20 protein-coding genes and 1 tRNA gene are annotated in these 26209 nt (G+C 36.9%); 6 read left to right on the top strand and 15 right to left on the bottom strand.

Annotated elements, in window-relative coordinates; all coding sequences use genetic code 11:
• Positions 1-253: 253 nt before the first annotated feature.
• From HX062_RS11770 to folE, 7 genes are all read right to left on the bottom strand, one after another.
• A complete protein-coding gene (locus tag HX062_RS11770) occupies positions 254-2812 on the bottom strand; it encodes a tetratricopeptide repeat protein (RefSeq protein WP_286467548.1) in 2559 nt (852 codons plus the stop codon).
• Entirely contained in the window at positions 2802-5780 is a 2979-nt protein-coding gene (locus tag HX062_RS11765; protein WP_286467547.1) for a hypothetical protein, read from the bottom strand. Before HX062_RS11765 ends, HX062_RS11770 begins: the two co-directional genes overlap by 11 nt.
• 568 nt (positions 5781-6348) lie before the next feature.
• Positions 6349-6433, bottom strand: a tRNA-Ser gene (locus tag HX062_RS11760).
• A gap of 193 nt (positions 6434-6626) precedes the next feature.
• Positions 6627-7535 (bottom strand): prolipoprotein diacylglyceryl transferase, encoded by a 909-nt coding sequence (gene lgt, locus HX062_RS11755; RefSeq protein WP_430530283.1) that lies wholly within the window; start codon positions 7533-7535, stop codon positions 6627-6629.
• A 94-nt stretch (positions 7536-7629) separates the two neighbouring features.
• The gene (gene yidD / locus HX062_RS11750; RefSeq protein ID WP_182626665.1) at positions 7630-7854 is read right to left on the bottom strand and encodes a membrane protein insertion efficiency factor YidD; all 225 of its coding nucleotides are present in this window, start codon (positions 7852-7854) and stop codon (positions 7630-7632) included.
• 54 nt (positions 7855-7908) lie between these two features.
• Positions 7909-9387, bottom strand: coding sequence for a cysteine--tRNA ligase (gene cysS / locus HX062_RS11745; protein WP_182626666.1), 1479 nt, complete (start codon positions 9385-9387; stop codon positions 7909-7911).
• A 23-nt stretch (positions 9388-9410) separates the two neighbouring features.
• Positions 9411-10082: a GTP cyclohydrolase I FolE gene (gene folE, locus HX062_RS11740; protein ID WP_182626667.1), complete on the bottom strand. Its 672-nt coding sequence runs from the start codon at positions 10080-10082 to the stop codon at positions 9411-9413.
• A 509-nt stretch (positions 10083-10591) separates the two neighbouring features.
• On the opposite strand from folE, the gene HX062_RS11735 reads away from it, so the two are divergent.
• Positions 10592-10996, top strand: coding sequence for a DUF4377 domain-containing protein (locus HX062_RS11735; RefSeq protein ID WP_182626668.1), 405 nt, complete (start codon positions 10592-10594; stop codon positions 10994-10996).
• 59 nt (positions 10997-11055) lie between these two features.
• Here the strand turns inward: HX062_RS11735 and HX062_RS11730 are convergent, their stop codons facing one another.
• The 6 genes from HX062_RS11730 to HX062_RS11700 form a co-directional block, all read right to left on the bottom strand.
• Positions 11056-11580, bottom strand: a complete 525-nt coding sequence (locus tag HX062_RS11730) for a GNAT family N-acetyltransferase (RefSeq protein ID WP_220497662.1) — start codon at positions 11578-11580, stop codon at positions 11056-11058.
• Positions 11581-11677: 97 nt separating this feature from the next.
• A complete protein-coding gene (locus HX062_RS11725) occupies positions 11678-12712 on the bottom strand; it encodes an LLM class flavin-dependent oxidoreductase (protein ID WP_182626669.1) in 1035 nt (344 codons plus the stop codon).
• Between the two features lie 123 nt (positions 12713-12835).
• Positions 12836-13717 carry a prolipoprotein diacylglyceryl transferase gene (gene lgt, locus HX062_RS11720; protein ID WP_286467544.1) on the bottom strand — a complete coding sequence of 294 codons (882 nt, stop codon included), beginning with the start codon at positions 13715-13717 and terminating at the stop codon, positions 12836-12838.
• Positions 13718-13882: 165 nt separating this feature from the next.
• Positions 13883-14950: a hypothetical protein gene (locus tag HX062_RS11715; protein ID WP_182626671.1), complete on the bottom strand. Its 1068-nt coding sequence runs from the start codon at positions 14948-14950 to the stop codon at positions 13883-13885.
• Between the two features lie 125 nt (positions 14951-15075).
• Positions 15076-15768, bottom strand: coding sequence for an N-acetyltransferase (locus tag HX062_RS16250; protein ID WP_430530284.1), 693 nt, complete (start codon positions 15766-15768; stop codon positions 15076-15078).
• Positions 15769-15772: 4 nt separating this feature from the next.
• Positions 15773-16702: a pirin family protein gene (locus HX062_RS11700; RefSeq protein ID WP_286467543.1), complete on the bottom strand. Its 930-nt coding sequence runs from the start codon at positions 16700-16702 to the stop codon at positions 15773-15775.
• Positions 16703-16966: 264 nt separating this feature from the next.
• Between HX062_RS11700 and recG the strand changes: the two genes are divergently transcribed.
• On the top strand, positions 16967-19069 hold the full coding sequence (gene recG / locus HX062_RS11695) for an ATP-dependent DNA helicase RecG (protein WP_286467542.1): 2103 nt from the start codon (positions 16967-16969) through the stop codon (positions 19067-19069).
• 100 nt (positions 19070-19169) lie between these two features.
• Here the strand turns inward: recG and HX062_RS11690 are convergent, their stop codons facing one another.
• Positions 19170-19922, bottom strand: coding sequence for an SDR family oxidoreductase (locus HX062_RS11690; protein ID WP_220497663.1), 753 nt, complete (start codon positions 19920-19922; stop codon positions 19170-19172).
• 374 nt (positions 19923-20296) lie between these two features.
• Between HX062_RS11690 and HX062_RS11685 the strand changes: the two genes are divergently transcribed.
• From HX062_RS11685 to HX062_RS11670, 4 genes are all read left to right on the top strand, one after another.
• Positions 20297-21124 (top strand): helix-turn-helix domain-containing protein, encoded by an 828-nt coding sequence (locus HX062_RS11685; RefSeq protein ID WP_286467540.1) that lies wholly within the window; start codon positions 20297-20299, stop codon positions 21122-21124.
• Positions 21125-21284: 160 nt separating this feature from the next.
• Positions 21285-21764: an ecotin gene (locus HX062_RS11680; protein ID WP_286467539.1), complete on the top strand. Its 480-nt coding sequence runs from the start codon at positions 21285-21287 to the stop codon at positions 21762-21764.
• 384 nt (positions 21765-22148) lie between these two features.
• On the top strand, positions 22149-23507 hold the full coding sequence (locus HX062_RS11675; protein ID WP_286467538.1) for a sensor histidine kinase: 1359 nt from the start codon (positions 22149-22151) through the stop codon (positions 23505-23507).
• 25 nt (positions 23508-23532) lie between these two features.
• Positions 23533-25554 (top strand): tetratricopeptide repeat-containing sensor histidine kinase, encoded by a 2022-nt coding sequence (locus tag HX062_RS11670; RefSeq protein ID WP_286467537.1) that lies wholly within the window; start codon positions 23533-23535, stop codon positions 25552-25554.
• Between the two features lie 82 nt (positions 25555-25636).
• Here HX062_RS11670 and HX062_RS11665 read toward each other — a convergent pair whose 3' ends face one another.
• The gene (locus tag HX062_RS11665) at positions 25637-26128 is read right to left on the bottom strand and encodes a 3'-5' exonuclease (protein WP_182626716.1); all 492 of its coding nucleotides are present in this window, start codon (positions 26126-26128) and stop codon (positions 25637-25639) included.
• Positions 26129-26209 lie beyond the last annotated feature (81 nt).

Below are 26209 nucleotides of genomic sequence, written 5' to 3'. Positions count from 1 at the left end.
AAGAAAGGGTTAGACTTTAATGTAAAACCTAACCCAAGCTTTATTTTTGAACTTACACACTTTAAGAGACAGTGCCCTTGAATTAACCACTTAAACCGCTCTTTTGCAAAACCTTTGTTATGCGACCGCCCTTCTTTAGGATCGTATTTGGTTTACTCGCTTTGTGGTGCGTTTGCTTTGTGGTTCTTTTTCGTTTTTTTTGGGGTTTTTGTGTGTCGGAAAGAATGCAAATGTGTCACCAAAAGCGTTGGAATCATATTCTTTCAATTTCTGTTACTTTCCATTTGTCGCCTGCATAAATTACTTTTGCGTTTACTCTGCAATCGTCAGTTATATTGTGTTTTTCTAAAAGGTGTTTTGGAACATAATAGTCTCCGATAAATGCAAAATCGGGGATCTCTTCATCATAATTATAGCCTTTATACTTTACTTCCAAATATCCTGTAATGTCCTTTCGCAAGTTTGGATTTACTTCTTCTGTTGATTCAATATTCACAACTTTCACTCTTACTTTTTTGTTTTTGTCTATTTTTGTCGCAAATGAAAGTTTGATAAAATCTCCTTCATTTGGTCTTAGGTTTGTTTCTGTGAATTTGACAATTCCTTGTAATTTGGGCGAAATCACAAAGTGAAATAATTGCTTTTGCTCATTCACTCCGTCAACGATTGCAACTTGAGTTTGGAATTTTGAAATAACAGAATCTTTGTCTGTTTTCTGAATTTGTCGTAATTCAGTTCTGTTTTCTTCTTTTACTTTTTTGATGTAACTTTTTGCTGTTACAAAATCTCCAATTTGTAGTTCAGGTTTTATTTGAGGAAAAAACACTTCTTTATTTTCTGTTGTGATTGCGTGAATGATACCTTTTTCTTTGTTAATGTAATCAACAAATGCAAAAGTATCTTCTAATATTTCCCAATATTTTTTTTCTGATTTTTCAGCAATAAGTGGAATATACTTGTATTCTGTAATAACGTTTTTCTCAAACCAAGAAAATCTGTTTTCAACTTCTTTTTTGATTTCTTGGTTGTAAAATTTGAACTTGAAAATTTGCCCTAATTCTGATTGTTTCAAGATTTCAAGACGATTTTTACTAATTGCAAATTCTATTATTTTACCATCAGTAAAAGCCAAACGGTCTTTACCTTTGTCGTCTTTCCACTTATCTACTAAAACAACTTCTGTCCAATCAAAATCGTCATAGGCGAAGTTTTCAGCAAAAGGAATGTATTTTTTGTATAGTTCCCGATTGTCTTTTAAACTTTGTTTAACTGAACTTGCCTTTTGAAATAATTCTTCAAAATTTGGCGACAATTTCCAACCTTTTATCTCTCTATGTTTCTTGTATGCTTCAAGTTCTACAAGTGCATTCTCTAACAGGTTTTCTTCAATTAACGCTTTTGCTAAATCTAAATGAATATCACCTAAAAAATCTTCGTTTTTTTCTAAACTTAATGCTTTTGACAACATTCCAATTTTTAAAGAATTATCAGAAACAATGCAGTCTGAAAATTCCTGCCAAACGTAATGTTTGTCAGAAAGTTCTAAAACAAGTTGTTTGTATATTCTAATTGCTGATTCAAACTCATTGTTTTTAAAATGTAGCAATGCTTTTTCTCTCAATAACCATTCATCATCTGGAAATAATTTTACTGCTTTTTCATAAGACTGAATAAGCCACATTAAATCCTGTTCAGAAGTTTGAGTTTTCAAATTTTCAAAAGCTCTTTTAACTGCCTTTGTTGCTAATGGTTTGTATGTGTTTTCGTCTTTTTTTGTTTCTTTCCAATCATCAGGTCTTAAATTTTCAGGATTCCAATTTTTGAAAAAGTTTAGAAAACGCCATTCGTCATTTTCTTTCATAAATCTTTCTGCAAGATTTAGAATTTCGGAATGCCATTTTGATTGTCCGTATTTTGAATAATTGACGTTGTATTGCTTAAATAAATTCCACAAGTCAGAAAATCTATTTTCCTTATGAGCGTTGAAAATATTCCAAAAAAATGTTTCTCTGAAAAAGTCTAAAACAGTTTCTTTGTTAAGATTTATTCTGCTTAAAAAATCTTCAATATTTACTTCTGCATTTGAACTTACAAACTCTCTACAAATTCTCGAAATTAGTGAGGGAATTTTATCCCCATTTTGATTTCTTCCATCTCGTAAGTCTTCATAACGTAAGTTTTCAGGATTCCACAAAAGAAAAAAATTGTAAAACTTAAAATCACTATGAGTTTTTGAATAGTTTAAAGCGAAATTTAAAATCATAGAATGAAGCATTGACGGTCTTTCATTCTCCAAATTCATATAATCCCTCAAAAATGTTCGCACTTCAACCGATGAAAGATTACTTTCTTCTGCTTTTATGTAGCGGTAAATTACCCAACCGTAACTTTCGTGATGTAGTTCTGTTAATCTATTTTGAGCAATCAGGTTTTTAAAAATCGCTAATGCTTCTTTATTACTTCCGTTTTTGCTTAATTCTTCCGCTCTTTGAACCTCCGAATAATTTGTGTCAATCTTTGGGCGAAGAGAGTTTTTTTGATTTTCAATTATATAATCATCATAACCTTGAAAGTCTATTGTAATTAGTTCGTTATAACAAACTCCTGCTTGATTCAAGTTTCTTTCTGCTATGTAGTATCTACACAAATCTATTAGAACCCAAGCAAATGCTTTTTGAATCCATTCGTTTGAACGGTTTTCTAAGTATAAGTTTCGTGAGATATTTAGAGCATTGTTTAATTTATTCAGTTTTTCAATCCCTGATAAACTCTGTGCTTCTTTTCGTAATTCAAATACTGTTTTAGAATCCATAAATTAAACCTTTTACTTTTTCTATAATTGTTTCAGAAGATTTTTCCAAAACTTCAATTTTTGAGAAAAATCCTTTTGTGTGATTCTGTTCACTTGTGCCATACCAAACCCTAAAAGTAAAACTGTCTTTTTCACAAGTGGCACGAAAAATATCTTGGTTATTATGGCTTTGCACAATTTTTAGTGCAATGTTTTTTTTCTCACAGTTTTCAAACCAATTAGAATAAATTGCTTGTCTAAAATCAGATGGTAATTCGGGGTTGTTATTTGTTATTGAACTAACACTTTTCTTTTGAGTTAGACAATCTTCAATACATTTTTTTATGATGTTTTCATCTGCACCATTAAGGTTTTCAACACGAATATTACCAACTGCAAAATTATCTTTTTCACCCTTGTTGTCAATATTTAAAATTAGCTGCTGATTTTCCTTTTGAGGAATAGAATAAAATGCTTTTGTCAAATATTCAGAAAACCTTTTTGTGCTTTCAATCAAATATCCATTTTGTTCCAAGAGTTTTGAAATTTCGCAAATTGTACCAATCACATTTTTGTTTTCAAGCGATTCTACTTTATCAGTAAACCTTGGCTCAACTTCATAATTTTCAAAAATCAAAAATTCTTTTGATTTTGTGGAAATGCCTTTTATTGAATTATCTTCAAACACACAATCTATAAATGGATTTATTGTTTTAGGAGAAGTAATATTTACAATTTTTCCAGCTGTTACACCACTGTACAACCACCGGAAATAACTATCGTTTGTAATTCCGTCATTTTCTTTGCGATGCCCTTTTATGATAATTTCGTTATAGATAGAACCAATTGCTTTATGAACAGTAATTGCCCAACCGTATTTTACAAATACTGCGTTTACAAATGGGTCAGTTTCTTTTACTTGGAAAAATAAACTTCTTGAATATTTCTTGTAGTAAGTTGAAAGTAAATTTCTTGCATTTCTACTTGTTTCAACTTTTTCTTTCTTGTCTTTTGGTAAATTGTAGTTCTTGACAAGTGTATTTATCGCTTCTTTTTCTTCACTTGAAAAGTCGTGGTATTGGTTGTCTCGTAATAATTGTTTGTATTCTTGACTGTCTTCAAACTTTTGTTTTCTTTTCTCCTCGTTTATTTTCCCATTTACAAAAACTCTGAAAGCAATTTGTTCTTCTTTTGTCCAAGCATCTTCACAATCAAAATAGTTGTTTAAAATCCAAACTTCTGTTTTAGGCAAACCTGATAAACTCAAACATTTAACTTGGATTTTTGTAAACGATAATATTATTGGATTTTGTGATTGACGTATTTTGATAAATTCTTGTTTCGTTTCTTTCACATCAAGCACGGTGAAAAACATACCATTTACAATTCGTCTTGGAATTTGAAAACCACTATCATCTGGAATTGTAACGTTGTTGTTTACAATGAGCAAGTCATTTGCGGACAAACTTTCTCCATTTTTCAAGCATTGTTTTTTAATCCATTTGTTTGTTTTTAAACAATCTTTTTTTGAGTAGAATAGAACGGCATTTTCAGGTTCGGTTGAAAACGGTTTGGCAAACCACGAATGCAGGTTTTGGGTTCTTTGATTATCGTCTTTTAAATCAATTAAAGCGACATCGTCAAAACTATAATCTAAACTATTAAAAAGTGAAATTTCTATACTGATTGCCAAATCAGTTCTTAATTTCTCTTTTCCGTCTGAATAATCATTGTCTATAGGCTTTCGATAATGTTTAATTTTTTCGTTTTTGTATAATTCAGATAAAGATTCCAAGTTTAATGCAGAATCTTCGTTTTTACCAAATGTCAATGAATATGGGTCACCAATAAATACAATTTTTCTGTTGCTTTCGGGATTTATAAATTTGATAACATCTTCTAATAATCGCCCCGAACCAAATCGTAATAACTCTGATTGACTTAAACTACGACTTACCAAATGAGCTTCGGCAATAATAATCAAAGCTTTTTCATCAATATCCTTATTCGATTTTAAAGGAATTACTTCTTGTAATTCTTCTTCCTGTCCCTCTTGGTCTGCGTTTTCGTTTTGTCCTTCAATGTCAGAGCCACCATATATGACACTGTAAATCCCTTCTGTTTCTATGTTGCTTCGCCTTTGAATTTTCTTACTAATTCTTGCAGAGTGCGACCATTTTTCAACCTGTGGAATACTGTGGTTTACTGCTTCATTAGTAATAAACCGTAGCCAAGAATCTCTATCATCTACATTCATCGATTCTAAAACAAGAACTCCACCTTTTTCATCTTTGAGAAAGTCAACAATGCTTTCCTCAACATCATTTTCAATTTTTGTTATGGGTTTGACAATGATTTGTTCGGGAAAAGAAATTTCTACGTTTTTAATCCATTTTTCGGCAGGAAAAATACTTTTTAGGACTTTTGCAATGTCTTCTTTGTATGTGTTGTCACTTGCAAAGTCATAAAGAAAATTAGCTAAATCAGATTCTTGAATAAGTTTGTAATAAGGTAAATTTCTTGGAACTTCATTATGTAATTGAATTGGACCAGAAAAAATATTTGCAATGCAAACTCTTGCAGAGTTTATTCCGTCTAAGTATTTACTCTTTTCTACCAATTCTCTGAAAGCATTGCGATAAGAGGCTAATTGTCTAAAAGGGTTGATAAAGTTTGCTCCTGCTTTTATTTCTAATCTACTTCTGTCTTTTAGGCTTTCATTGTGCCACTTTGTTGAATGAAATTCATTTTCATTTGGTGGCAACTTTATAATTCCTTTGTAGTCTTTGAAGTCAATAAGTACAAGTCCATTATTGTAGTATAAAATTGCGTCAGCTCGAAAGCGAGAATATGATTCATTAAATGGATTACCAATCAATAAACCTTTATACCCCAACTTGTCAAAAGCCGTTTCAATGATTTCAACAACTCTACGAAATTGTTCATTTTCGTGTGTATGTTCTGTTCTATTGTTTAGTATTTCGAGCATTTGTGTTAATGAAATTATATGTTTTTTGAGCGTTCGCAATTTTGTTTTTCATCTTTCGTCTGTTGAATTTTAGCACGGTCGTTCAATAGGGTGACCGATAACATTGTTATTTCACGAAACAAAACACGATATAGTTTCGTAAAACAACAACTATACACCTATTTCATAAAATCTTACGCTAACTTACATAAATAAAAGCCATAAAAAAACCCAACTTTACATTTTTGGGTGTAAAATTGGGTGTTTATGTTTTAACTGATTAATTATCAGTGTTTATTGCGGATAAAGAGGGATTAGATATCCCAAACAAGGGGATATAGACACAAAGAAAACCAATTCCTCATTGCATTCGGTCTTGTGCTTTTTTTATTTTTAGCTCATGCTCGAAAGTAAAACTCTCCATTAAAGTGAGGGATTATAGATCCCATTTGGGGGTATATAGACACAAAGAAAACAGATAAGCTACGCTTATCCTTGTTTTTTTATTTCCAAAAAGTACCCACAAAGCGAGCTTTGGGTACTTTTTGGAAATAAAAAAACCGATAACTCTCGTTATCGGTTTTCTTTGCGGAGAAAGAGGGATTCGAACCCCCGGACCTGTTACAGTCAACAGTTTTCAAGACTGCCGCAATCGACCACTCTGCCATTTCTCCAGTAGTCTGCTTTACTTCTGTATTGCGAGTGCAAATATAGCGCATTTACTGACTTTGACAAACAATAAGACAATATTTTTTTATATTTTTTACAGCTAAAACTCTAAGTCTTTTAGAGCAAATCAATTACATCCTAAAAAAAATCGCACTCTTTTTTCAAAGCAGTGCGATTCTATATCAAATGGCGCTTGTACTACGCGTAAATTCTCTTTTTTGCCGTTGCCCACAGGTAAACACCTGCTAGGATAAACGGAATACTCAACCACTGCCCTGTCGACAATAATCCTAAAGTTTCTTCAAATCCGCCTTGACTTCCTTTTACAAACTCCACGATAAAGCGAACCATCCAGAGCAAAACTAAAAAGACCCCAAAAATATAGCCTCCGTATTTTCGGGCCTCTGTTTTCCAGTACATAAAATACAGAACAAGGAAAACAATCACATAGCCAAATGCTTCATATAATTGAGTGGGATGCTTAGGTAAAACTGCTGCTAATGCTTCTGCAAATTGCGGATTGTGTTGAATGGCCTCATAGGCTGCATTCGGATTGTTTAAACCTGTAATTTCCATCGCTTTTCCCGCTGAATACTCATCGCGAATAAAGCGAACACCAAAAGCACTAGTTGTTACATGTCCCACAATTTCAGAATTGAAAAAGTTCCCTAAACGAACGAATATTCCCCCTAGGGTTACTGGAATCACTACGCGGTCCAAAATCCACAGAATCGGCTTCTGAATGATATTTTTGCTGTAAAAATACATGGTTAGAATAATACCTATCGCAGCACCGTGACTCGCTAACCCGCTGAATCCAACAATTTCAAATTTTGGCGAAAAGCGAACGGGTAATATAATTTCGAGTAAATGATCTTTAAAGTAATCCCAATCATAGAAAAACACATGACCCAAACGAGCCCCAATCAAGGTCGCTAATACGGTATATATAAATAATTTATCGAGTTTCTCTACGCTTAATCCTTCGCGGTCGTAGATCTTTTTCATCACGAACCAACCTAAACCAAAAGCTACTACAAACATTAAGCTATAGTAACGCAATTGCATAAAACCTAAATCAAAACCTTCTGAAGGATTCCAAATCATACTATTCGAGTTTGTTATATTATTATTGCGGAATTCCGCTTTAGTGAATACGTAAAAATAGAAAAATTATTTCACAATCTGAGACAAAAATACACTAAGGTACTGGATCATATCCCTTGCCTCCCCATGGACCACATCGAAGGATGCGCTTAACAGCCAACCAACCTCCTTTTAGCAAGCCGTGTTTCTGCAATGCCTCTACAGTATAGTGCGAGCAGGTCGGCGTATAACGACAGGTCGGCGGAAAGAAAGGCGAAATGCCCCCCTGATAAAAACGCACCAGCAAAATAAATGGCGCTATGAGTATTTTTCGAAACATAATGTGAAGGTAATAAAAAAAAGCTATAAGAGAATCCCTATAGCTTTTATTGTATTATAAAGAAAAGGATGTCCCTTCTTTTCCGTCTTTTAGTTGAATATTTAACTTGGCAAGCTCGTCTCGGATGTGATCCGACATCGCGAAATCTTTATTCGCCCTAGCTTCATTTCGCATTGAAATCAACATATTTACAACGCCTTCTAACTTATCGTTATTTGCCGCCATAACACTTGTTGATTCTAATCCCAATACATCAAATACAAAAGCGTGCATCAAGGAGGTAAACAAAGCCAAATCAGCAGCAGTAATCTGCTCTTTGCCTTCTTTAATAACATTGACGATGCGCACACCTTCAAATAGATGAGCAATCAAAATCGGACTGTTAAAGTCGTCATTCATCGCGTCATAACACTGTTGTTTCCACGCTTGTATATCTACAGTTGATTGAGCGGAAACTGGTAATTCTTGTACGTGCTTTACCGCTTCCATCAATCGGTTAAATCCACGTTCAGACGCCAAAATCGCCTCATCAGAGAAATCCAATACGCTGCGATAATGCGCTTGTAACATAAAGAAGCGCACCACTGCTGGGGCAAATGCCTTACTTAGTACAGCATTTTCTCCTGAAAACAACTCATTCGGCAGGATGTTATTTCCCGTTGATTTAGCCATTTTCTTTCCGTTAAGCGTCAACATATTGGCGTGCATCCAAAAGTTTACTGGTGTATTACCCGTACATGCTTCGTTTTGTGCAATCTCACATTCGTGGTGTGGGAATTTTAAATCCATTCCTCCGCCGTGAATGTCGAAGTGATTCCCCAAATACTTGGTGCTCATCGCGGTACACTCCAAGTGCCATCCCGGAAATCCATCACCCCAAGGGGAAGGCCAACGCATGATGTGCTCCGGCTCTGCTTTTTTCCAAAGGGCAAAATCCAACGGATTGCGCTTGTCGGATTGTCCGTCTAAATCTCGGGTATTCGACAGTAAATCTTCAATCTTACGTCCACTTAAAATCCCATAGTGATGTTGGGTATTGTACTTCTCTACATCGAAATAAACAGATCCGTTTACTTCATATGCAAAACCATTGGCGATAATTCCTTCAATAATAGCAATTTGCTCAATGATATGCCCCGTTGCTGTAGGCTCAATACTCGGTGGTAAATTGTTGAATTGCTTGAGGATATTGTGGAAGTTAACCGTGTATTTCTGTACGATTTCCATCGGTTCAATTTGCTCAATACGCGCGCGTTTCGCAATTTTATCCTCCCCCTCATCAGCATCGTCCACCATGTGACCAACATCCGTAATATTACGCACATAGCGCACTTGGTATCCTAAATGTTTTAAATAGCGGAATACCAAGTCAAAAGAAATAAAAGTTCTACAGTTTCCCAAATGCACATAGTTGTAAACCGTTGGTCCACAAACATACATTCCTACTTTACCAGCGTGAATCGGTACGAAAACTTCTTTTTCCCCTGAAAGAGAGTTGTAAACTTTTAATTGTTGTTCTTGATATAATGCCATAGTAATGATTTAATGTTATACGATTAGAATTGTGTATCTAATTTAATATAATCTAAGAATTCTTTTCTCACACTTTCTTCTTTGAAACGCCCACCGAATTCAGCCGTAACTGTACTACTTTCGATGTCCTTAATTCCACGTGAATTTACACATAAATGCTTCGCATCCATCACACAGGCAACATCTTCTGTATTCAATACGCGTTTTAATTCATTTACAATCTGAATTGTTAAACGCTCTTGTACTTGTGGTCGCTTTGCATAAAAATCAACGATGCGGTTCATTTTCGATAAACCAACAACCGTACCATTAGAAATATAAGCTACGTGAGCACGTCCAACGATAGGCAATAAGTGATGTTCACAAGTAGAATATACCACAATATTCTTCTCTACTAACATTTCATTGTACTTGTACTTGTTGTCAAACGTAGATGAACTTGGTTTTTTCGCTGGATTTAAACCTCCAAAAATCTCTTTAACAAACATCTTCGCTACGCGATTAGGCGTCCCTTTTAAACTGTCATCTGTTAAATCTAACCCCAACGTGTTTAAAATGCTCTCAACGTCTTTCTTAATTAATTCGATCTTTTCTTCGTCTGTGCGATCAAACGCATCACTTCTTAATGGAGTCGCATCGCTAGAAGCAATGTGGTTATCTCCCATATCGTCATGAAATTTTTCGTCTAAACTCATTATCTAGATTTTAATACGGTTTTTAGTTTTAAAATAAACGCAAATATAAGTAATTAAACTAATATTTTAGTAGGGAAAGTACTTTAATTGATAACGTAAACATCTCGTTAAATCCTTGTCAATTGGGAAAAGAGATAGAACATATAGAAGTAAAAAACGAGTGATTCCCCATCATTCCCTCCTACCTTACCTACTCTTTTTTTACTTGCCATATATCTCCTCCTTCCTTTTTAGCCTCTCTCTTTCTTATTTGTTGCAAAGCATCCTAAAACAACATGCATACACACTGATAATCAACGCCTCATAAATTACAAAAGGACATTTGTTCGTAAGTTCTTCGACTGTTCTCTGAGTTTATAAAGGATAAAGGCTCATTTAGCGAAGAAAACTCGAAGGAGACTCGAACAAAACCCAAAAAAAACCTCAATAAACCCTCACCTCCCTTTTAACAAAAAAAACACGGGTATCCCGGTAAAAAACCGTATTTTTACATAAAAATTTTAATTACCATGAAAAAAACACTTTTAATTGCCAGTTTAGCAGGAATGTTCGCTTTTGCTAGTTGCCAAGGCACAAAAGAACAAAAAAAAGACGCTGTTGAAGAAGTAAGTGTAGAAGAAACACTAAATACAACAGAAGCTCCTGAAACAAAAGAAGCAGAAGACATTGTAACCATGTTCATTGGCCCTAAACAAGTAGATTGTACAGGCGTTGGTCCAATGAAGTGTTTACAAGTAAAAGAAACAGAAGATGGCGAGTGGACCTTGTTCTACACTTCTATCGAAGGTTTTCAATACGAAGAAGGATACAACTACAAATTGGAAGTACGCAGAGAAGATGTTCCAAACCCACCTGCTGATGCGCCTTCCATTCGCTATATCTTAGTAAAAGAAATCTCAAAAACCAAAGCATAGGTTAATAAAAGTAAAGAGCGCTTGTAGCGCTCTTTGCTTTTGTATATGTTGATCACAAACTAAATCACATAAAGACGATGGTCTAAAAGAGGATGCTCCTTCGGAACTAAAGGGTGGTTAAAATTCTTTACATAGGTCATACCACATTTGATCATCACCTGCTCAGAGGGGGTATTGGATACCGTTGTAAAGGCATATACCTGATCGAGTTTCAGTTGATTTTTAGCAAAATCCAAACACGCCTTGGCGCCTTCTGTTGCATAGCCTTTGTTCCAAAACTCTGGTAATAAACGCCAGGCAATTTCTATTGCAGGAGCAAAGTCAACGTCAAATTCAAAGCGATTTAATCCGATAAACCCAATAAACTGTTGACTTGCCTTCTCCTCTACGGCAAAAACACCATAGCCATTTTCCGCAATAAGACGCTGAAACTTGACAAAGCTAGCTTGTGCTTCTGCTGTGGTCTTTGCTTCTAAAAAATAACGCATGACTAGGGGATCTTGAAACAAACGGATAAAATCAGCTTCATCTGTCGGTTTATACTGCCTCAACACTAGGCGTTCTGTTTCTATATATATCATCATCTTATGGGTTTAAAACGGAAAAAGAGATTGAATACCTCAATCTCTTTCAACCAAATAATCTATAAAAAACAAAATTAACTATTTACGCCTGTATTTTTTACTGTTTTAGTGCTTTTTTTACAGCAGGGGCTACTTTTGTACCCAATAATTCAATGGACTTCATCATCGTTTGATGATCAGGTGCCCCTAAATCCATGTGCATCAACCAACGCGTTAAACCAAACATCTCTTGATGATACAAGATTTTGTCAATGACTTGGTTGGCATCTCCAATAAATAAAGCTCCGTCTTTACTTCTACCGCCTTCGTATTGCTCATAGGTATAGGGTTGCCATCCTCTAGATGCTCCAATGCGGTCCATTTGTCCTTTGTATAAATCAAAATATGCTTTGGACAGTTGATTGCCGTCTGCTCCTAGTAAACCATGTGAATGCGTAGCTATTTGCATCGCATTAGGATCGTGTCCTGCTGCAAGATACTCCGCTTTGTAATAGTCGAAGAAAGGCTTGTATTGTTCAGGCATTCCTCCAATAATTGCAAAGACCAAAGGCAAGCCTAATTTAGCGGCACGCAAAACCGATTCAGGTGTTCCTCCAGCTGCAATCCAAACAGCCATGGGTTTTTCTGCTCGTGGAAATACTTGTTGCCCCTGTAAAGACGCGCGGTGTTTACCCGTCCAGGTCAGTGGTTCTTCCGTTGCATTAATATTCAATAAGAGATTTAATTTTTCTGTAAACAATTCGTTATAATCCTCCAAATTATACCCAAATAGAGGAAATGACTCTATAAAACTCCCGCGTCCCACCGTGATCTCTGCTCTTCCTTTTGACAGTAAATCAATCGTTGAAAATGATTGATACACACGAACAGGATCGTTAGAACTCAAAACCGTTACAGCACTAGTTAACTTGATATGTTGGGTCACACTAGCTGCAGCTGCCAAAATAATATCCGGTGTTGAGACCGCATAATCCGGACGGTGGTGCTCTCCAATTCCGAAAACATCCAAGCCTACTTCATCCATCAGTTTTATTTCTTCTATCAATTCGCCTAAACGCTGTTGTGGAGCTTGATATGTATTGGTCTGTTTATTCAGACGCAAATCTCCAAACATACTGATTCCTATTTCCATAACTTCTTGTTTTTAAGTACAGTATAAAGTTACAACATCTAATCCATTAGAGGGCTTAACCTACATTAAGTAACGTGCACAAAAAAACCTTTTAACAGGGGTTAAAAGGTTTTTTATGTAGTCTTATTCTTCCGTTCTCGCCTCAATATTTGTAGAAGCATTTTCTTCATTTATTCTTAAATTTGAATGGTCTTTGGGCTGTCTCAGACTCCAAACAACTAACAAAAGTCCAACAACCATAAAAGGGATACTCAAAATTTGCCCCATATTCAGCACCATACCCTCTTCGAAAGCCACTTGATTCTCCTTGAAATACTCCAAAATAAAGCGAGCCGTAAACATCAAAATCAGAAAGAGTCCAAAGAGCAAGCCTTTGTATGTTGCATATTTCTTTTGATATAAAACATAGAGTAAAATAGTTACCGTTAAATAGGCAAAAGCTTCATACAATTGAGTGGGATGTCGCGCTAAATTGTCATCGCGTAAAAATACAACACCAAAAATACTAGCTGTGGGTTTGCCGTAAATTTCCGAATTCATAAAATTTCCAAATCGGATGAAGGCACCAGTAATAGGAATCGCAATCACTAGTCGATCGAGTAATTGCAAGAGATTGACCTTGTATTTTCTGCAGAACAAAGCTAAACTTAGCAGTACACCAATCGCCCCACCATGACTTGCTAACCCCATAAATCCTACAAAGTGATAGCTCCCATCTACCTGGGCAATCGGCAAGATAATCTCTAGCGGATGTTGAGCGTAATAGTCAAAATCATAAAATAAACAATGTCCTAATCGAGCTCCTACAACAGTTCCTATCGCAATATAAATCAGTAGTTTATCCAAATATTTAATTGCAATCTGCTCATTGGTGAAAAGGCGCTTCATCAGTTGATAGCTCAAAATCATACCAACTGCAAATAACACACCGTAATAACGAATGGCAAAATCGCCGATTCTAAAAATCTCTGGATCTACATTCCACGTAGCTAAACTTATACTCATAGTTTTCTTATATCTCTACATTTTACTCAAGTTTCCAAAAGTAGAGGAATTGACAGAAAAAACAGAAAAGTTAACGGTTTTTTGTGAAGAAAATAAACGATCGACAAGTGACCTTGTCATGGATAACAGGTACAAAAAACAAAGCGTAAAAAAACAAAGCGTCAACTATACAACCTCGTGTTGCAACACATAAATCTTCTGGTATTTTTCCTTTCTAGATTTGCGTGGATGGAAGACGATTCCTATTTTATTTTCTGTGATTGGACTAATCGACGAAACGGCTAAATCATTTGTTTCCAGCGAAAAAACCTCACCTGAGAGCAAGTTTTTATAGCCACTTTTATTTTTGTTGTACACTAATTCCACCAATTGATCCTGACGGATAACTAGCCAACCATTGCCGTGTTCTGTTGTAAATTGTATAGCACTTGTTTGCTCATTTAGGTGTTGTGGGTGCCATGTACCGAAGAATTCATCGCCCAAGTTGTATAAATCTCCATAGAGACAATTGCCTTCTTCGTCGATTTCAACCAAGCCAATTTCTCCATTTTCTTCACACAACAAATACGATTTTGTATCGAAAGACAGCGACAGTGCTTCGTGTACAAACGGAAAGTCAAACTCCAATACACGACTGCGTATTTCTTGGCCGCTTTCGTTAATTTGGCGGTGTAACCACCCTGATTCCACCTCTGTAATAAGATGAATTTCATTGTTTTGCACACAAACCTTATTCCCTTTGGGCATAGGTACTGTAATTTGTTTTCCGCCTAAAATATCATTTTCTTGAAAGGTAAGACAAGTCATCACGTCTTGTTTGCTTTCCTTCCAGATGTCAACCTCATAAAAAATGGTAGATGCCTTGGTACAGCCTACAAATCGTCCAGCCAAATCTTTATCAAAACAGAAATGTCCTGTTTTTTCACGTTTAAAAACGGGGAGAATTTCGCGAGATGCTGTTTCATCTTTATCCCCCATAACAGCCACAAAATTAGTTGCTAGAGGATTTAAGAACAACGTAGGTAACACCCCTTCTGACTCGACAATTTCTCGTCGATTGCCCTCTTCATCGATCAAGGTATAAACCAATTCAAATGTCGTAGGGTCTTCCGCATCTGTACATACGTAGTTTGCTACTAATAAGCCCTTCTTAGACCAACAACTCCCCATTGCTTGAATAGCAAAAGGCACTTCAATCGTTGAACATAAACCAAATGATGTTTTTTCATTCATAAAGCAATATTTATAGCAGTTAAACTTAGTGCAAAGGTAAAAAAACTTAGCAGACAAAGGAGCCTCTTGCCTCCTAATTTTGTCTACTAAGTCTTTTCGATCAATTATTTGTATTTCTTCCTCGCTTATGCACGAATATCAGACAGCTCTTCATGTCTGTCAAACATCGCTTTAACAAAAGGGCACAACGGCATTACTTTTACTTTTTTCTCACGGGCAAATGGGATTACGCCCTCGTGTAGTAACTTTCCTCCTACGCCTTGGCCTTTAAATGCTTCATCTACATGGGTGGCATCGACAATAATCATCGACTCGCCAGCCACGCTATAAGTCATTTCTCCTGCTTTTTTTCCGTCAATCCAAGCGGTAAACGCGCCTTTGGTTGGGGTTTGTTCGTGTTTTATTTCCATGTGTGCTTCGTTTTTTATGGCTGTTGCAATTGCAACATTACCGGTTATTATTCGGTGAACTGGACATTTTTCTGCTATTGTCAAGAGGCGTTTTTTCTGATCCTCATCTAAAGTCCCTCCTACGAACTCAATGTTGCGTTTAAAGTTGGCTACTTTATTGGGTTTATCATCTTCCATCTCAACAGTAACTACAATTTTATCCACACTCCATTTTTTCATATCCATATACATGCGCAGCGTAGCTGCTGTACACGTAGCCAGCGATGAGGCCAATAATTCAAACGGGTTTAAACCCGTATCCCCTCCTCCTAAATCAAGAGGTTCATCGCTAATGATCCTGTGTTTTCCCGCTTTTACTTCGGTTTGATATAAAGTGGTGCCTAATGTAGCAATTACTCTTACTTCCATAGTTTTATTTTGATGAATCTACTGTTTTGTTTCTAAAATTTTTCATTCCGTCTGGAAATGGAACATAGGTGGTGTCATCTCCTTCAATTAGTGGAAAAGCCTCGTGATTTTGATCAATCCAATCTTGTTTTGCTTTTTCAAGGCGATCTACATCATGCGAAACAAAGTTCCATAGAATGTAGCGCTCTTCTGGCAATGGCTCTCCTCCAAAGATATATACGGTTGTATTGGCAGCCATTTCAAATTCACACAGCGTACTGTCATTGGCAATTAAAATATTCTTATTACCATAGGTATGCTCCCCGCTTTTTACTTCCCCTTCGAGAATGTATAAAGCTGATTCTCCGAATAAGCCTGCGCCAATATTAATTTTTGCTGCATCTTTAGACTTGATTTCTATATAGTATAAAGGGCTGTGTACGGGAACAGGTGACTCATATCCTAAGGCTTTTCCTGCAATAAGCTTATAGTCTACCCCATTTTCTTGCCAACTCGGCAATTCCTTTGCCTCTATATGTACGAATGACGGTTCAATTTCTTCCAACTCTTTGGGCAAGGCAATCCAAATTTGTAAGCCATGCATCACCATATCCGGTCGTTCTTGGCGAACATTGACAGGCATACGCTCAGAATGAACGACACCGCGTCCCGCCGTCATCCAATTCACCGCACCTGGCGTAATCTCTACGTGACTTCCCAAACTATCTCGGTGCATAATCGACCCCTCAAAGAGATAGGTTAATGTGGATAAACCAATATGAGGATGTGGGTCAACATCTAAATTATCGTGATCTTTAACTGCTACTGGACCCATATGATCAATAAAAGCAAAGGGACCTACCGTACGCTTTTGGCGGAAAGGAAGCAATCTTCCCACAAGAAAATTACCAATACTCGCAGCTCTTTCTTCAATAACTAAATCTACATTTGACATAATCTATCTGGTTTTATACGTTTATTTTTCTTTACAGGTAAAAATACAACTGTTTTACCCTCTTTTACTTAATCTACCTTAAGTCTTTCTCTAAATTACAACTTTTTAACCGGTAAACCTCAGCTACTCCTCTTTTCCTACCTAGTGCAGAATGAATACAAGGCAAATGCGTTGCAAAATTGCGAAGCATTCTCTCAAAAACCCCTTGACCTATTCCCTCAAAAACCCGTATCTTAGGACTTTTAATTTGATTTGATTACAACCATGTACAATAACTTACTTGACACACCGATTGAATACTTGAAAGGGGTTGGTCCTCAGCGCGGTGACTTACTCAAAAAAGAACTAGGTATTTTTAAGTACAGTGATTTACTACATCTATATCCAAATCGATATATTGATCGCACGCGTTATTACAAGATCAATGAACTGACAACTACCTTAGCAGAAGTACAGCTAATCGGTAAAATCATCCACCTAAAAACGGTCGAACAAAAAAGGGGAACTCGCTTAGTTGCGACCTTTACAGACGGGACAGGTCAATTGGAGATTGTATGGTTTCAAGGATTCAAGTGGATCAAAGAAAATATAAAACTCAACGCTCCTTACGTTATTTTTGGTAAGCTGAATCATTTCAACTACACCTACTCTATGCCTCACCCAGAAATGGAAACCCTAGAGGAACACCAAAATAACTTGGCGTCAACCATGCAAGCGGTCTATCCCTCCACAGAAAAATTGGGCAGTCGTATCACCAATAAAGCAATGAATAAACTCATGCACCAATTGGTACAGGAAACCTATCCTTTATTTCGCGATTCACTACCCGAAGCCATGCGCAGTAAATTGGGGTTAATGCCAATGAATCAAGCCATGGTTAACATACACTTCCCCAAAAACCCCAACGAGCTCAACAAAGCTCAGTTTCGCTTAAAATTCGAAGAGTTGTTCTACATTCAAATGCAACTCTTGATTAAAAATATTGCGCGTAAGGGCAAGATTAAAGGCTTTCCTTTTACACATGTAGGCGATTATTTCAATGCGTTTTACAACCATCATCTGCCCTTTCCTTTGACCAATGCCCAAAAAAGGGTGATTAAAGAAATCCGCAATGACGTAGGAGCGCCTGCACAGATGAATCGCTTGCTACAAGGGGATGTTGGCTCAGGAAAAACCATCGTTGCGTTTATTAGTACACTATTCGCTTTAGACAATGGTTTTCAGGCGTGTATCGTAGCGCCAACTGAAATCTTAGCCACCCAACACTTTATCGGTATTTCTGAACTGGCGGCTCCCTTGGGCATACAGGTGAAATTACTTACGGGTTCTACTAAAACAGCAGAACGTCGAGTGATTCATCACGACTTAGAAGAGGGAAGTTTGCACATCCTCATCGGTACACATGCCCTTTTTGAAGACAAAGTAATCTTTAAGAATTTGGGCTTAGCCATTATTGACGAACAGCATCGATTTGGGGTGGAACAACGCTCTAAACTTTGGAAGAAAAACACCATCCCCCCTCATATTTTGGTGATGACCGCTACACCTATTCCCCGTACCTTAGCCATGAGCCTGTACGGCGATTTGGACATCTCGGTGATTGATGAGCTTCCTCCGGGGCGAAAACCCATTCAAACCATGCACTATTTCGAGGGAAAACGCCTTGCCGTGTGGCACTTCATCAAGCAAGAAATTGCCAAAGGCCGACAAGTCTATATTGTTTATCCTCTAATTGAAGAAAGCGAAACCCTGGACTATAAAAACTTAATGGAGGGCTACGAGGGAATATCACGAGATTTCCCCCTTCCGCAATACAGTGTAAGTATCGTACACGGCCAAATGACTCCTGCCGAAAAAGACAGAGAAATGGATCGATTCGCCAAAGGAGAAACCAATATTATGGTGGCTACAACGGTGATTGAAGTGGGGGTAAATGTGCCCAATGCCTCGGTGATGATTATTGAAAGCGCAGAGCGATTTGGACTATCTCAATTACACCAATTACGAGGTCGCGTAGGACGAGGAGCAGAACAGAGTTTCTGTATCCTGATGACAGGAGATAAATTGAGTAATGACAGTAAAATACGCATGGAAACCATGTGCCGCACCAATGATGGTTTTGAGATCTCAGAAGTCGACCTCAAACTTCGTGGCCCTGGTAATATTATGGGTACGCAACAAAGTGGAACACTCCCCCTAAAAATTGCTGATATCGTACAGGATCAGGAGATTTTACATTACGCCAGACATCAAGCCATACAATTACTCAAAGAAGACCCCACATTGGAACACCCAGAGAACAATAAGATTAAAGAGAAATTACATCGATTGAATCAAAATACTAGTATTTGGAATTATATCAGCTAAGCCATATACGCCACGTAGACTTCCATATAATCTTATAAAAACACAAAGTACAAATGCGGCGTGCATTTGTACTTTGGTATTTATATTGGTCTGGTATACCTTAGAATCCAGCTAACTGTCCACCATCTAAAATTAGCGATTGTCCTACAATAAATTCACTTTCGTCTGAACACAACCACAACACTGCCGCCGCGATTTCCTCTACACGACCAAATCGCCCAATAGGTAGGTTGGCTTTTAAGGCGTCCATACTTCCGTCTTTATTATAGCGCTTAATCATTTCTGTTTCAACTACACTCGGACAAATTGCGTTGACGCGTATTCCTTTAGCTGCGTAGTCTAACGCTGCTGTTTTTGTTAAACCGATGACCCCGTGTTTTGCTGCACCATAACTAGCACCTCCAGTGAATCCAGTTACTCCTGCAATGGATGCTGTATTGACAATAGATCCGCTCCCATTTTTCAACAGTAGTGGCAATTGGTACTTCATACACAAAAACACACCGGTTAAATCAATATTTACAACGCGTTTAAATTCTTCTTCGTCCACTTCATGTAGCGGTTCTACTTTGTTCTCTACTCCTGCATTGTTGAAAGCAAAATCTAGCTTCCCATATTTTGCAATAGTTTGGTTTAAAGCTTCTTGAATACTCTTTGAATCCGTTACGTCAACCGTTACAGCGAGTACTTTTCCTCCTTCATCTTCAATCAACTTTGCCGTTTCTTGATTGGCTTTTTCGGAAATATCTGTGGCAACAACACTTGCACCTTCTCTAGCGAATGCCAAAGCTGTTTCACGTCCGATACCTCCTCCTGCTCCTGTAATAAATACAACTTTGTTTTCAAATCTCATTTTTTGGCTATTTTTCATAACATTACAATTTATATTATTCGATTATTATACTACATTATTTATGCCAAAATGGTAAGTATTGGCTATAAATGCGATCTTTTTCTAAACTCTTTATATTTTTTTACGCAACTTGCGTACTTTTTTTTGACTCTATCTCAGGGAAACCACGGTGTAGTGGCGTTTTACTTTGCTGTTCTATCTGCTTCAAAAGGCAAAAAATGAAGAATGCACGCCTCTGAAATAGCTAGTAATAGTACGGCTACATCTACTTATTCTGCCGTGTTATACAAACATAGTTCTATTTATAGGAAATAATCCTACACCAATAACGCTAATAATGTCAAATATTACGTATTTTTAACACAAAATACGCTATGTTTAAAAAAATAGATGAGAAAAAAGCAGTCATCCTCTACCAAGCGAATGCGTCTTTATCGGTTCCTCCATACTTTCGCATCCATTATCACCTGCATTTGTATTGCAACGAAGGGAGTATGCACTTTGTATTCAACAAGCAGCAATACCACTGTCGGCAAGGAGAATTTGCTTTTTGGCTAGCGGAGCAATCCATTGAGTTCTTGACGTTTTCGGCAGATTTCAACGCCACAATCTTATTGATTTCCAGAACTTTGGTCCTAGAAAACACCCCAAGCGTTAACCGCAAAATAAAAAGCATCCTATACGCCAAAGAATACCCTATCCTTCACCCTTCCGCCCAAGACGAAAAGAGGATTATCTCGAGTTTTAAAACCCTTTATGCTAAATCATTAGACACCACGCATCACTTTTATCAGAAAGTATTAAATCTTCATATGCAACTATTTTTGTTGGAAATGTGGCATATTTTTGAGGGAGAATTAAGCAAACAAGAAAGCAATTTTCAAAGTGGCACACACTATATTCGATTTATTGAACTAGTTGAAAAACACTGTATCACCCAAAGAAGTGTGCAGTTTTACAGCGATAGGTTATGTATTACAGCTAAACACCTGAATCATATCTGTACGGTAAACACAGGGATCACTGCCTCTGAATGGATCAAACGCTATACTGAAGATTTAATTACGAAACTATTGAATGACAAAACCCTAACTATTTCTGAAATCGCTGACAAAATGGAATTTTCGAGTCGATCTTTTTTTACTCGCTACGTAAAAAAACTACTCGGCTTAACACCAAGTCAGTACAGAAAACGCTTTTAACAGTGAATATACAAGCAGCATATTTTACTTTTTGAACACCTAATTCAGTATGGATATTCACTTCTTTTACCGCTCAAACTTTAATCTTTTATTAAAACTATACTTATATTCCTCGAAAGATGTAACTTTAACCAAGCAATTTTTTAAAAAAATAAATAGCATGAAAAAAGCAATTGGATTATTGGTTGTGTTTTTAGGTCTTACTACAGGAGCTTTAGCACAAAAAGTGGATGTATCTATTTTTCCAAAACCAGAAAAAGGATATAAACAAATGGTTATTGAAGTACCACATTCAAAACTAGATAACTCCAAGAAGATTGAGTTTACTGTAGGTAAAATGATGGAAGTCGATGGTTGTAACCACTACGGATTAATGGGAACATTAGAGAAAAAAGACTTACAAGGTTGGGGGTATGACTACTATGTATTTGAATCGAAAGGAGATGTAGCTGCTACCCAAATGGGGTGTCCTGATGCTCCAAAACGCCATTTATACGTATCAAGTCAACCCGAAACAACGCGTTACAACGGAAGAATGCCAATCGTAATCTATGTACCTGAAGACTATGAAGTGCGCTTTAAAATATTCGTTGCGGAACAGGATGAATACGAAGCACAAGAAGTGCGCTGGAAAAAATAAAGACATCATTAGGCTGTTATCCACAGCTTGACAAAGGAATAAAGTAGACCACATATACAACAGTATAGTGGTCTTTTTTTTGGTACATTCATTTTCCTCCTATTGATTTGCTTGCTTAGTAACGAAAAAACAAGCGTTATTGTTTGGGATATATTTTACTGCAAGCGGTTCTCCTTCCCCTATTTATATCTTAATTTTTTGCTCATACGAAAAAACATTTGCAAATAACAAGGCAGACTTCCTTTCTTTATTCTAAATAATAAAATACCTTTATGGGCGCAATATGTCGTTTTGCTAAGCAAAGAGTAGTCCAGGGTCAAGGAAAAAGCCATGGCCTCCGCAAATGAAACCATCAACCAAGATCACTTGTAAAAACTAGTTGTAATGAAAATTCGCACCCGCTTATCTCTTCAATTCATTGGTTTATTTGCCATTCTACTTTCTATTGTACTTATTGCGATTTACGTCGTAGTGGCGAATCACTGGCAAAAAAACTTTTTCAAGCAATTGGAAGATCGAGCTTATATAGTGGGACACAACTATTTAGCCGAAGACAACTTTACTTTTACCGAGTTTCAAGAAGTTTTGCGCAAATTTCCCCGCACACTTCCCAAAGAACAAATACGCATTTACACCCTTGACTTCAATCCAATTTTCATTGCTGAAGAAGACCTAAAGTGGAACAAAGATATTCTACAAGCCGTCGTCGATGAAAACAAAGTGTGGTTTAAACAAGGAGATGAATATGTTTTTGGAGTCTTGTATAAGGATAATTCTGGCAATTATATTGTCATGGCAAAGGCCGTTGATCAAACGGGACTCGATGCCTTAAAACAGTTGCGCTCCATCATGTTGATTAGCTTATTGATTGCACTATTCATCACCTTTATGCTCTCGCGCCTGTTTGCAGAATCGTTTTTACACCCTATCAAAAATATCATTAATCACGTTCAATCTAGAAATGTAGATACTTTAGCAGAGCCTCTTTCTACTGCTGAGATGTCTAAAGATGAAATACGATCGTTGAGCGAAGCTATTAATACCTTATTCGAGCGCTTACACGAATCCTTTGAAAACCAAAAGGCTTTTATTGCTCACGCCTCACACGAACTTAAAACACCGATAGCAGCAATTCTAGGGACAGCTGAAATTGCTTTAAGCCAAGACCGCTCCCAAAAGGAGTATAAAGAAACGCTTCAGTCCATCATTCAAGATACAATTTACACCGATCAAATTATAAACAACCTGCTGACATTAGCAAAGTTAGATCAAAACAACCACAACTTCTCCACGCTTGATTTTGAGCACTTTTGGTGGCAAACCACTGATAGCTTACTGATACACCACAAAGATTTAAAGCTAAATTTTGTGGTTAAAACTGCGGAAGAACTGCATAAGCTCCACATAAAGGGCAATCAACAACTGTTGAGTTTAGCCCTATCCAATGTGATTCTAAATGCCGATAAATTCTCTTTTAATCAACCAGTCGATCTCATTCTTGATACTACGTCTACCGCTATTATCATCCAAATCAAAGATTATGGCATAGGTATTACAGCAGAAGACTTGGAAAAACTAACCTTGCCTTTCTATCGATCTTCCAATGCTTTGCCTATTCAAGGAACAGGATTAGGCTTATCTTTAGCCTGGAAGATAATCAATCTCCACCATGGACATTTGATTATTGAGTCTCAATTGGGACAGTATACCCAAGTGACCATTCAATTGCCTAAGGAAATGTAAACAACAACAACAACAACAATTTTATATGACTTATAAGAAGCTACTGTACTCACTATATTTACTTGTATCGTCTTTGTTGCTACTAAGCAGTAGCTGTCAGCATAAGCAGAGCCAACACCAAACCGATTTAGACAATCTTTATGCCTTTAAGCGAACAACTGTTCAAAAGGACAGCATTTCAAAAAAATACGAAGCTGCTGTAGCAGCACTACTTCAGTCAAAAGATCAACCACGCGAAGAGGTTGACCGCTTGCTCGATCGCATGCGTTGGAGCAGTAATACCAACGCGTTCTTTGCGCTTTCAGATCTTGCCGAAAGACAGGCTGTAAAACAAAAAGACTATACGCGTTTGGCTGATATTTACGAAAACATTGCCGTTTTTTATCACGACAATCAACAACTCGATAGCGTTTATGCGTATTACTTAAAGGCAGAGCGCTTTTATGGAAAAAGCGGGGATAGTTTGGGCCTAGCTGAAAACATCTATTACCAAGCCAGATTGTTGTATGAAGTAGGATTCCACAAAGAGTCAGAAAACAAGTTATATCAAGCACTAAAGCTACTTAAAAAAACACCTGATCACCCGATTCACATTGAGGCTAATCAGTTGAAGACCTTTTATACAACAGATCTTTTCAACAATCCTCAAGCCCTTCAGACGATGCTAGATACCTATGAAACGCTGAAAAAAGACGAAGGTCGCTATGCAACTTTACCAGAAAAAAAGTACAATATGGCGATGTCTAACTTATTGGGTAATATAGCGTTGTATTACGAAGAGCTCAATCAATTAGAAAAGGCAGAAACCTTTGCTTTACAAGCCCTTGAATACTATCACAAAAGTAGTGCACCCAAACAACTATTTGCCCACCTTCATACGACCTATCACCTCACCCGTTATCAACAAGGTAAAGAAGAGGATATTATTGCCCGTCTATTAGAATCATACGAGATATACAACAAGCTCAATCACCCGTTTTACTCCGTGGATATTTGTGGTCATATTGCCGATATCTACCTGGACTTAGGCCAACGCGCAGCATCGTTACACTGGTTAAAAAAAGCGTACGACTTGACCGATGAAAACAATTTGTACACCAAAAAGAAAGCGATTCTACAAAAGCTCCTACTCTTCCACGCCGATCAACAAACGGCAGAACTAATCAAAGAATTTGTCGACCTCTCTGCGCTATTAGAGGATACTCATTTGGAAACCAAAGGGAAATTTGCCAAAATTGAATACAATTCATTCTTGTTGGAACAAGAAAATGAAACTTTAAAGCAAAAAATATACCTAATCTACCTCAGCGCATTTATTGTTATCGGCAGTTTGCTGTTTTTCTTACTTTGGTTTAGACTAAAATCTAAGAATAGGGAACTGATTCACACCAATAGCGAAAAATCTAAAAACGAGCGAATTTTAAACTTGCTAATTGAGAATAATACGATTGAGAATGACACCATTTTAAAAGAGCGAAATCGAATTGCTAAAGACTTACACGATGGGGTAATCAACAGCATATTCACTTTGCGTTTTAATACTCAATTACTCGAAATACCCAATAAAACACTAAAGAGTATGTTGGTCGATGAATTGGTAAATTTAGAAAATACCATTCGAGAGATTTCACATTCCTTTTCGCAGAAAAATCGATTCCAAAACAAGTCGTTTGAGAATTTATTAAGTGAATTAGTGAACAAACAAAAGAATAAAAACAAAACCGTTTTTTCTTTTTCTATTGAAAACCAATTGTGTTTAGAACAACTAACTACCCTTCAAAAAGTTAATATTTATCAGATTATTCAAGAAGCTTTTCAAAATGTCAACAAGCACGCCCAGGCGAGCAGCTGTCAGTTAAGGGTATATACAGATGCCTATCACCTTTATTTTGAAGTTAAAGACAATGGTTTAGGAATTGGGAAGTCGATCCATCGCGGGATAGGTTTAACGAATATGAAAGAACGAGCAGAGCTCATTGACGCAGTTTTACAAATCCACTCTAATCCCAAACAAGGAACGACAATTTTGTTGCAATTAGACAACTAATTTGTCTATATCTCGTTGATTGGTAGGTACATGAATAGATTCAAGTATAGTGGCGTCTGCCAACATACTTGAATCTATTCAACTAAAACACGTGCAAAGCGATGTGTGCACAAGCTTCAGCATCAGCTAGCGCATGGTGGTGGTTGTCCAATTTGAATCCCAAGTATTGGGATACCGTATCGAGCTTGTGATTGGGTAATGACGGAAATAGACGCTTAGATGTGCGAAAAGTACAATAAAACGGATTTTGGTGAACTGGCAAATTGTAGCTCGCTAACACGGCTTTGAGGCAACTTTGATCAAAAGCACTATTGTGCGCAACAAGAGGCAAGTCTTTAATGCGGTCGAGCAAATACTCCCACAATTCAGGAAATTCTGCTGCTTGAGCTGTATCCTTTTGCGTTAAGCCGTGCACTTTGGTATTCCAATAGCTATAAAAATTGGGTGTCGGTTTTATTAATTCGTAGTATTTATCAACGATTTGTCTGTCTTCAACAAAGACCAATCCAACACTACAGACACTACTTCTATGCTGATTGGCAGTTTCAAAGTCTAAAGCAACAAAAGAATTCATTTTCACTTATCTTGGTTTAGGTACAAAGGTACAGTTTTGAACAAAAAAAAGCCTTTTATTCGGAGAATAAAAGGCTAAAAA

Origin of the sequence: Myroides sp. DF42-4-2, from assembly GCF_030326445.1 — a bacterium.
In the GTDB taxonomy this organism is placed as follows: Bacteria; Bacteroidota; Bacteroidia; order Flavobacteriales; family Flavobacteriaceae; genus Flavobacterium.
This window is presented reverse-complemented; position numbering and strand designations above follow the sequence as displayed.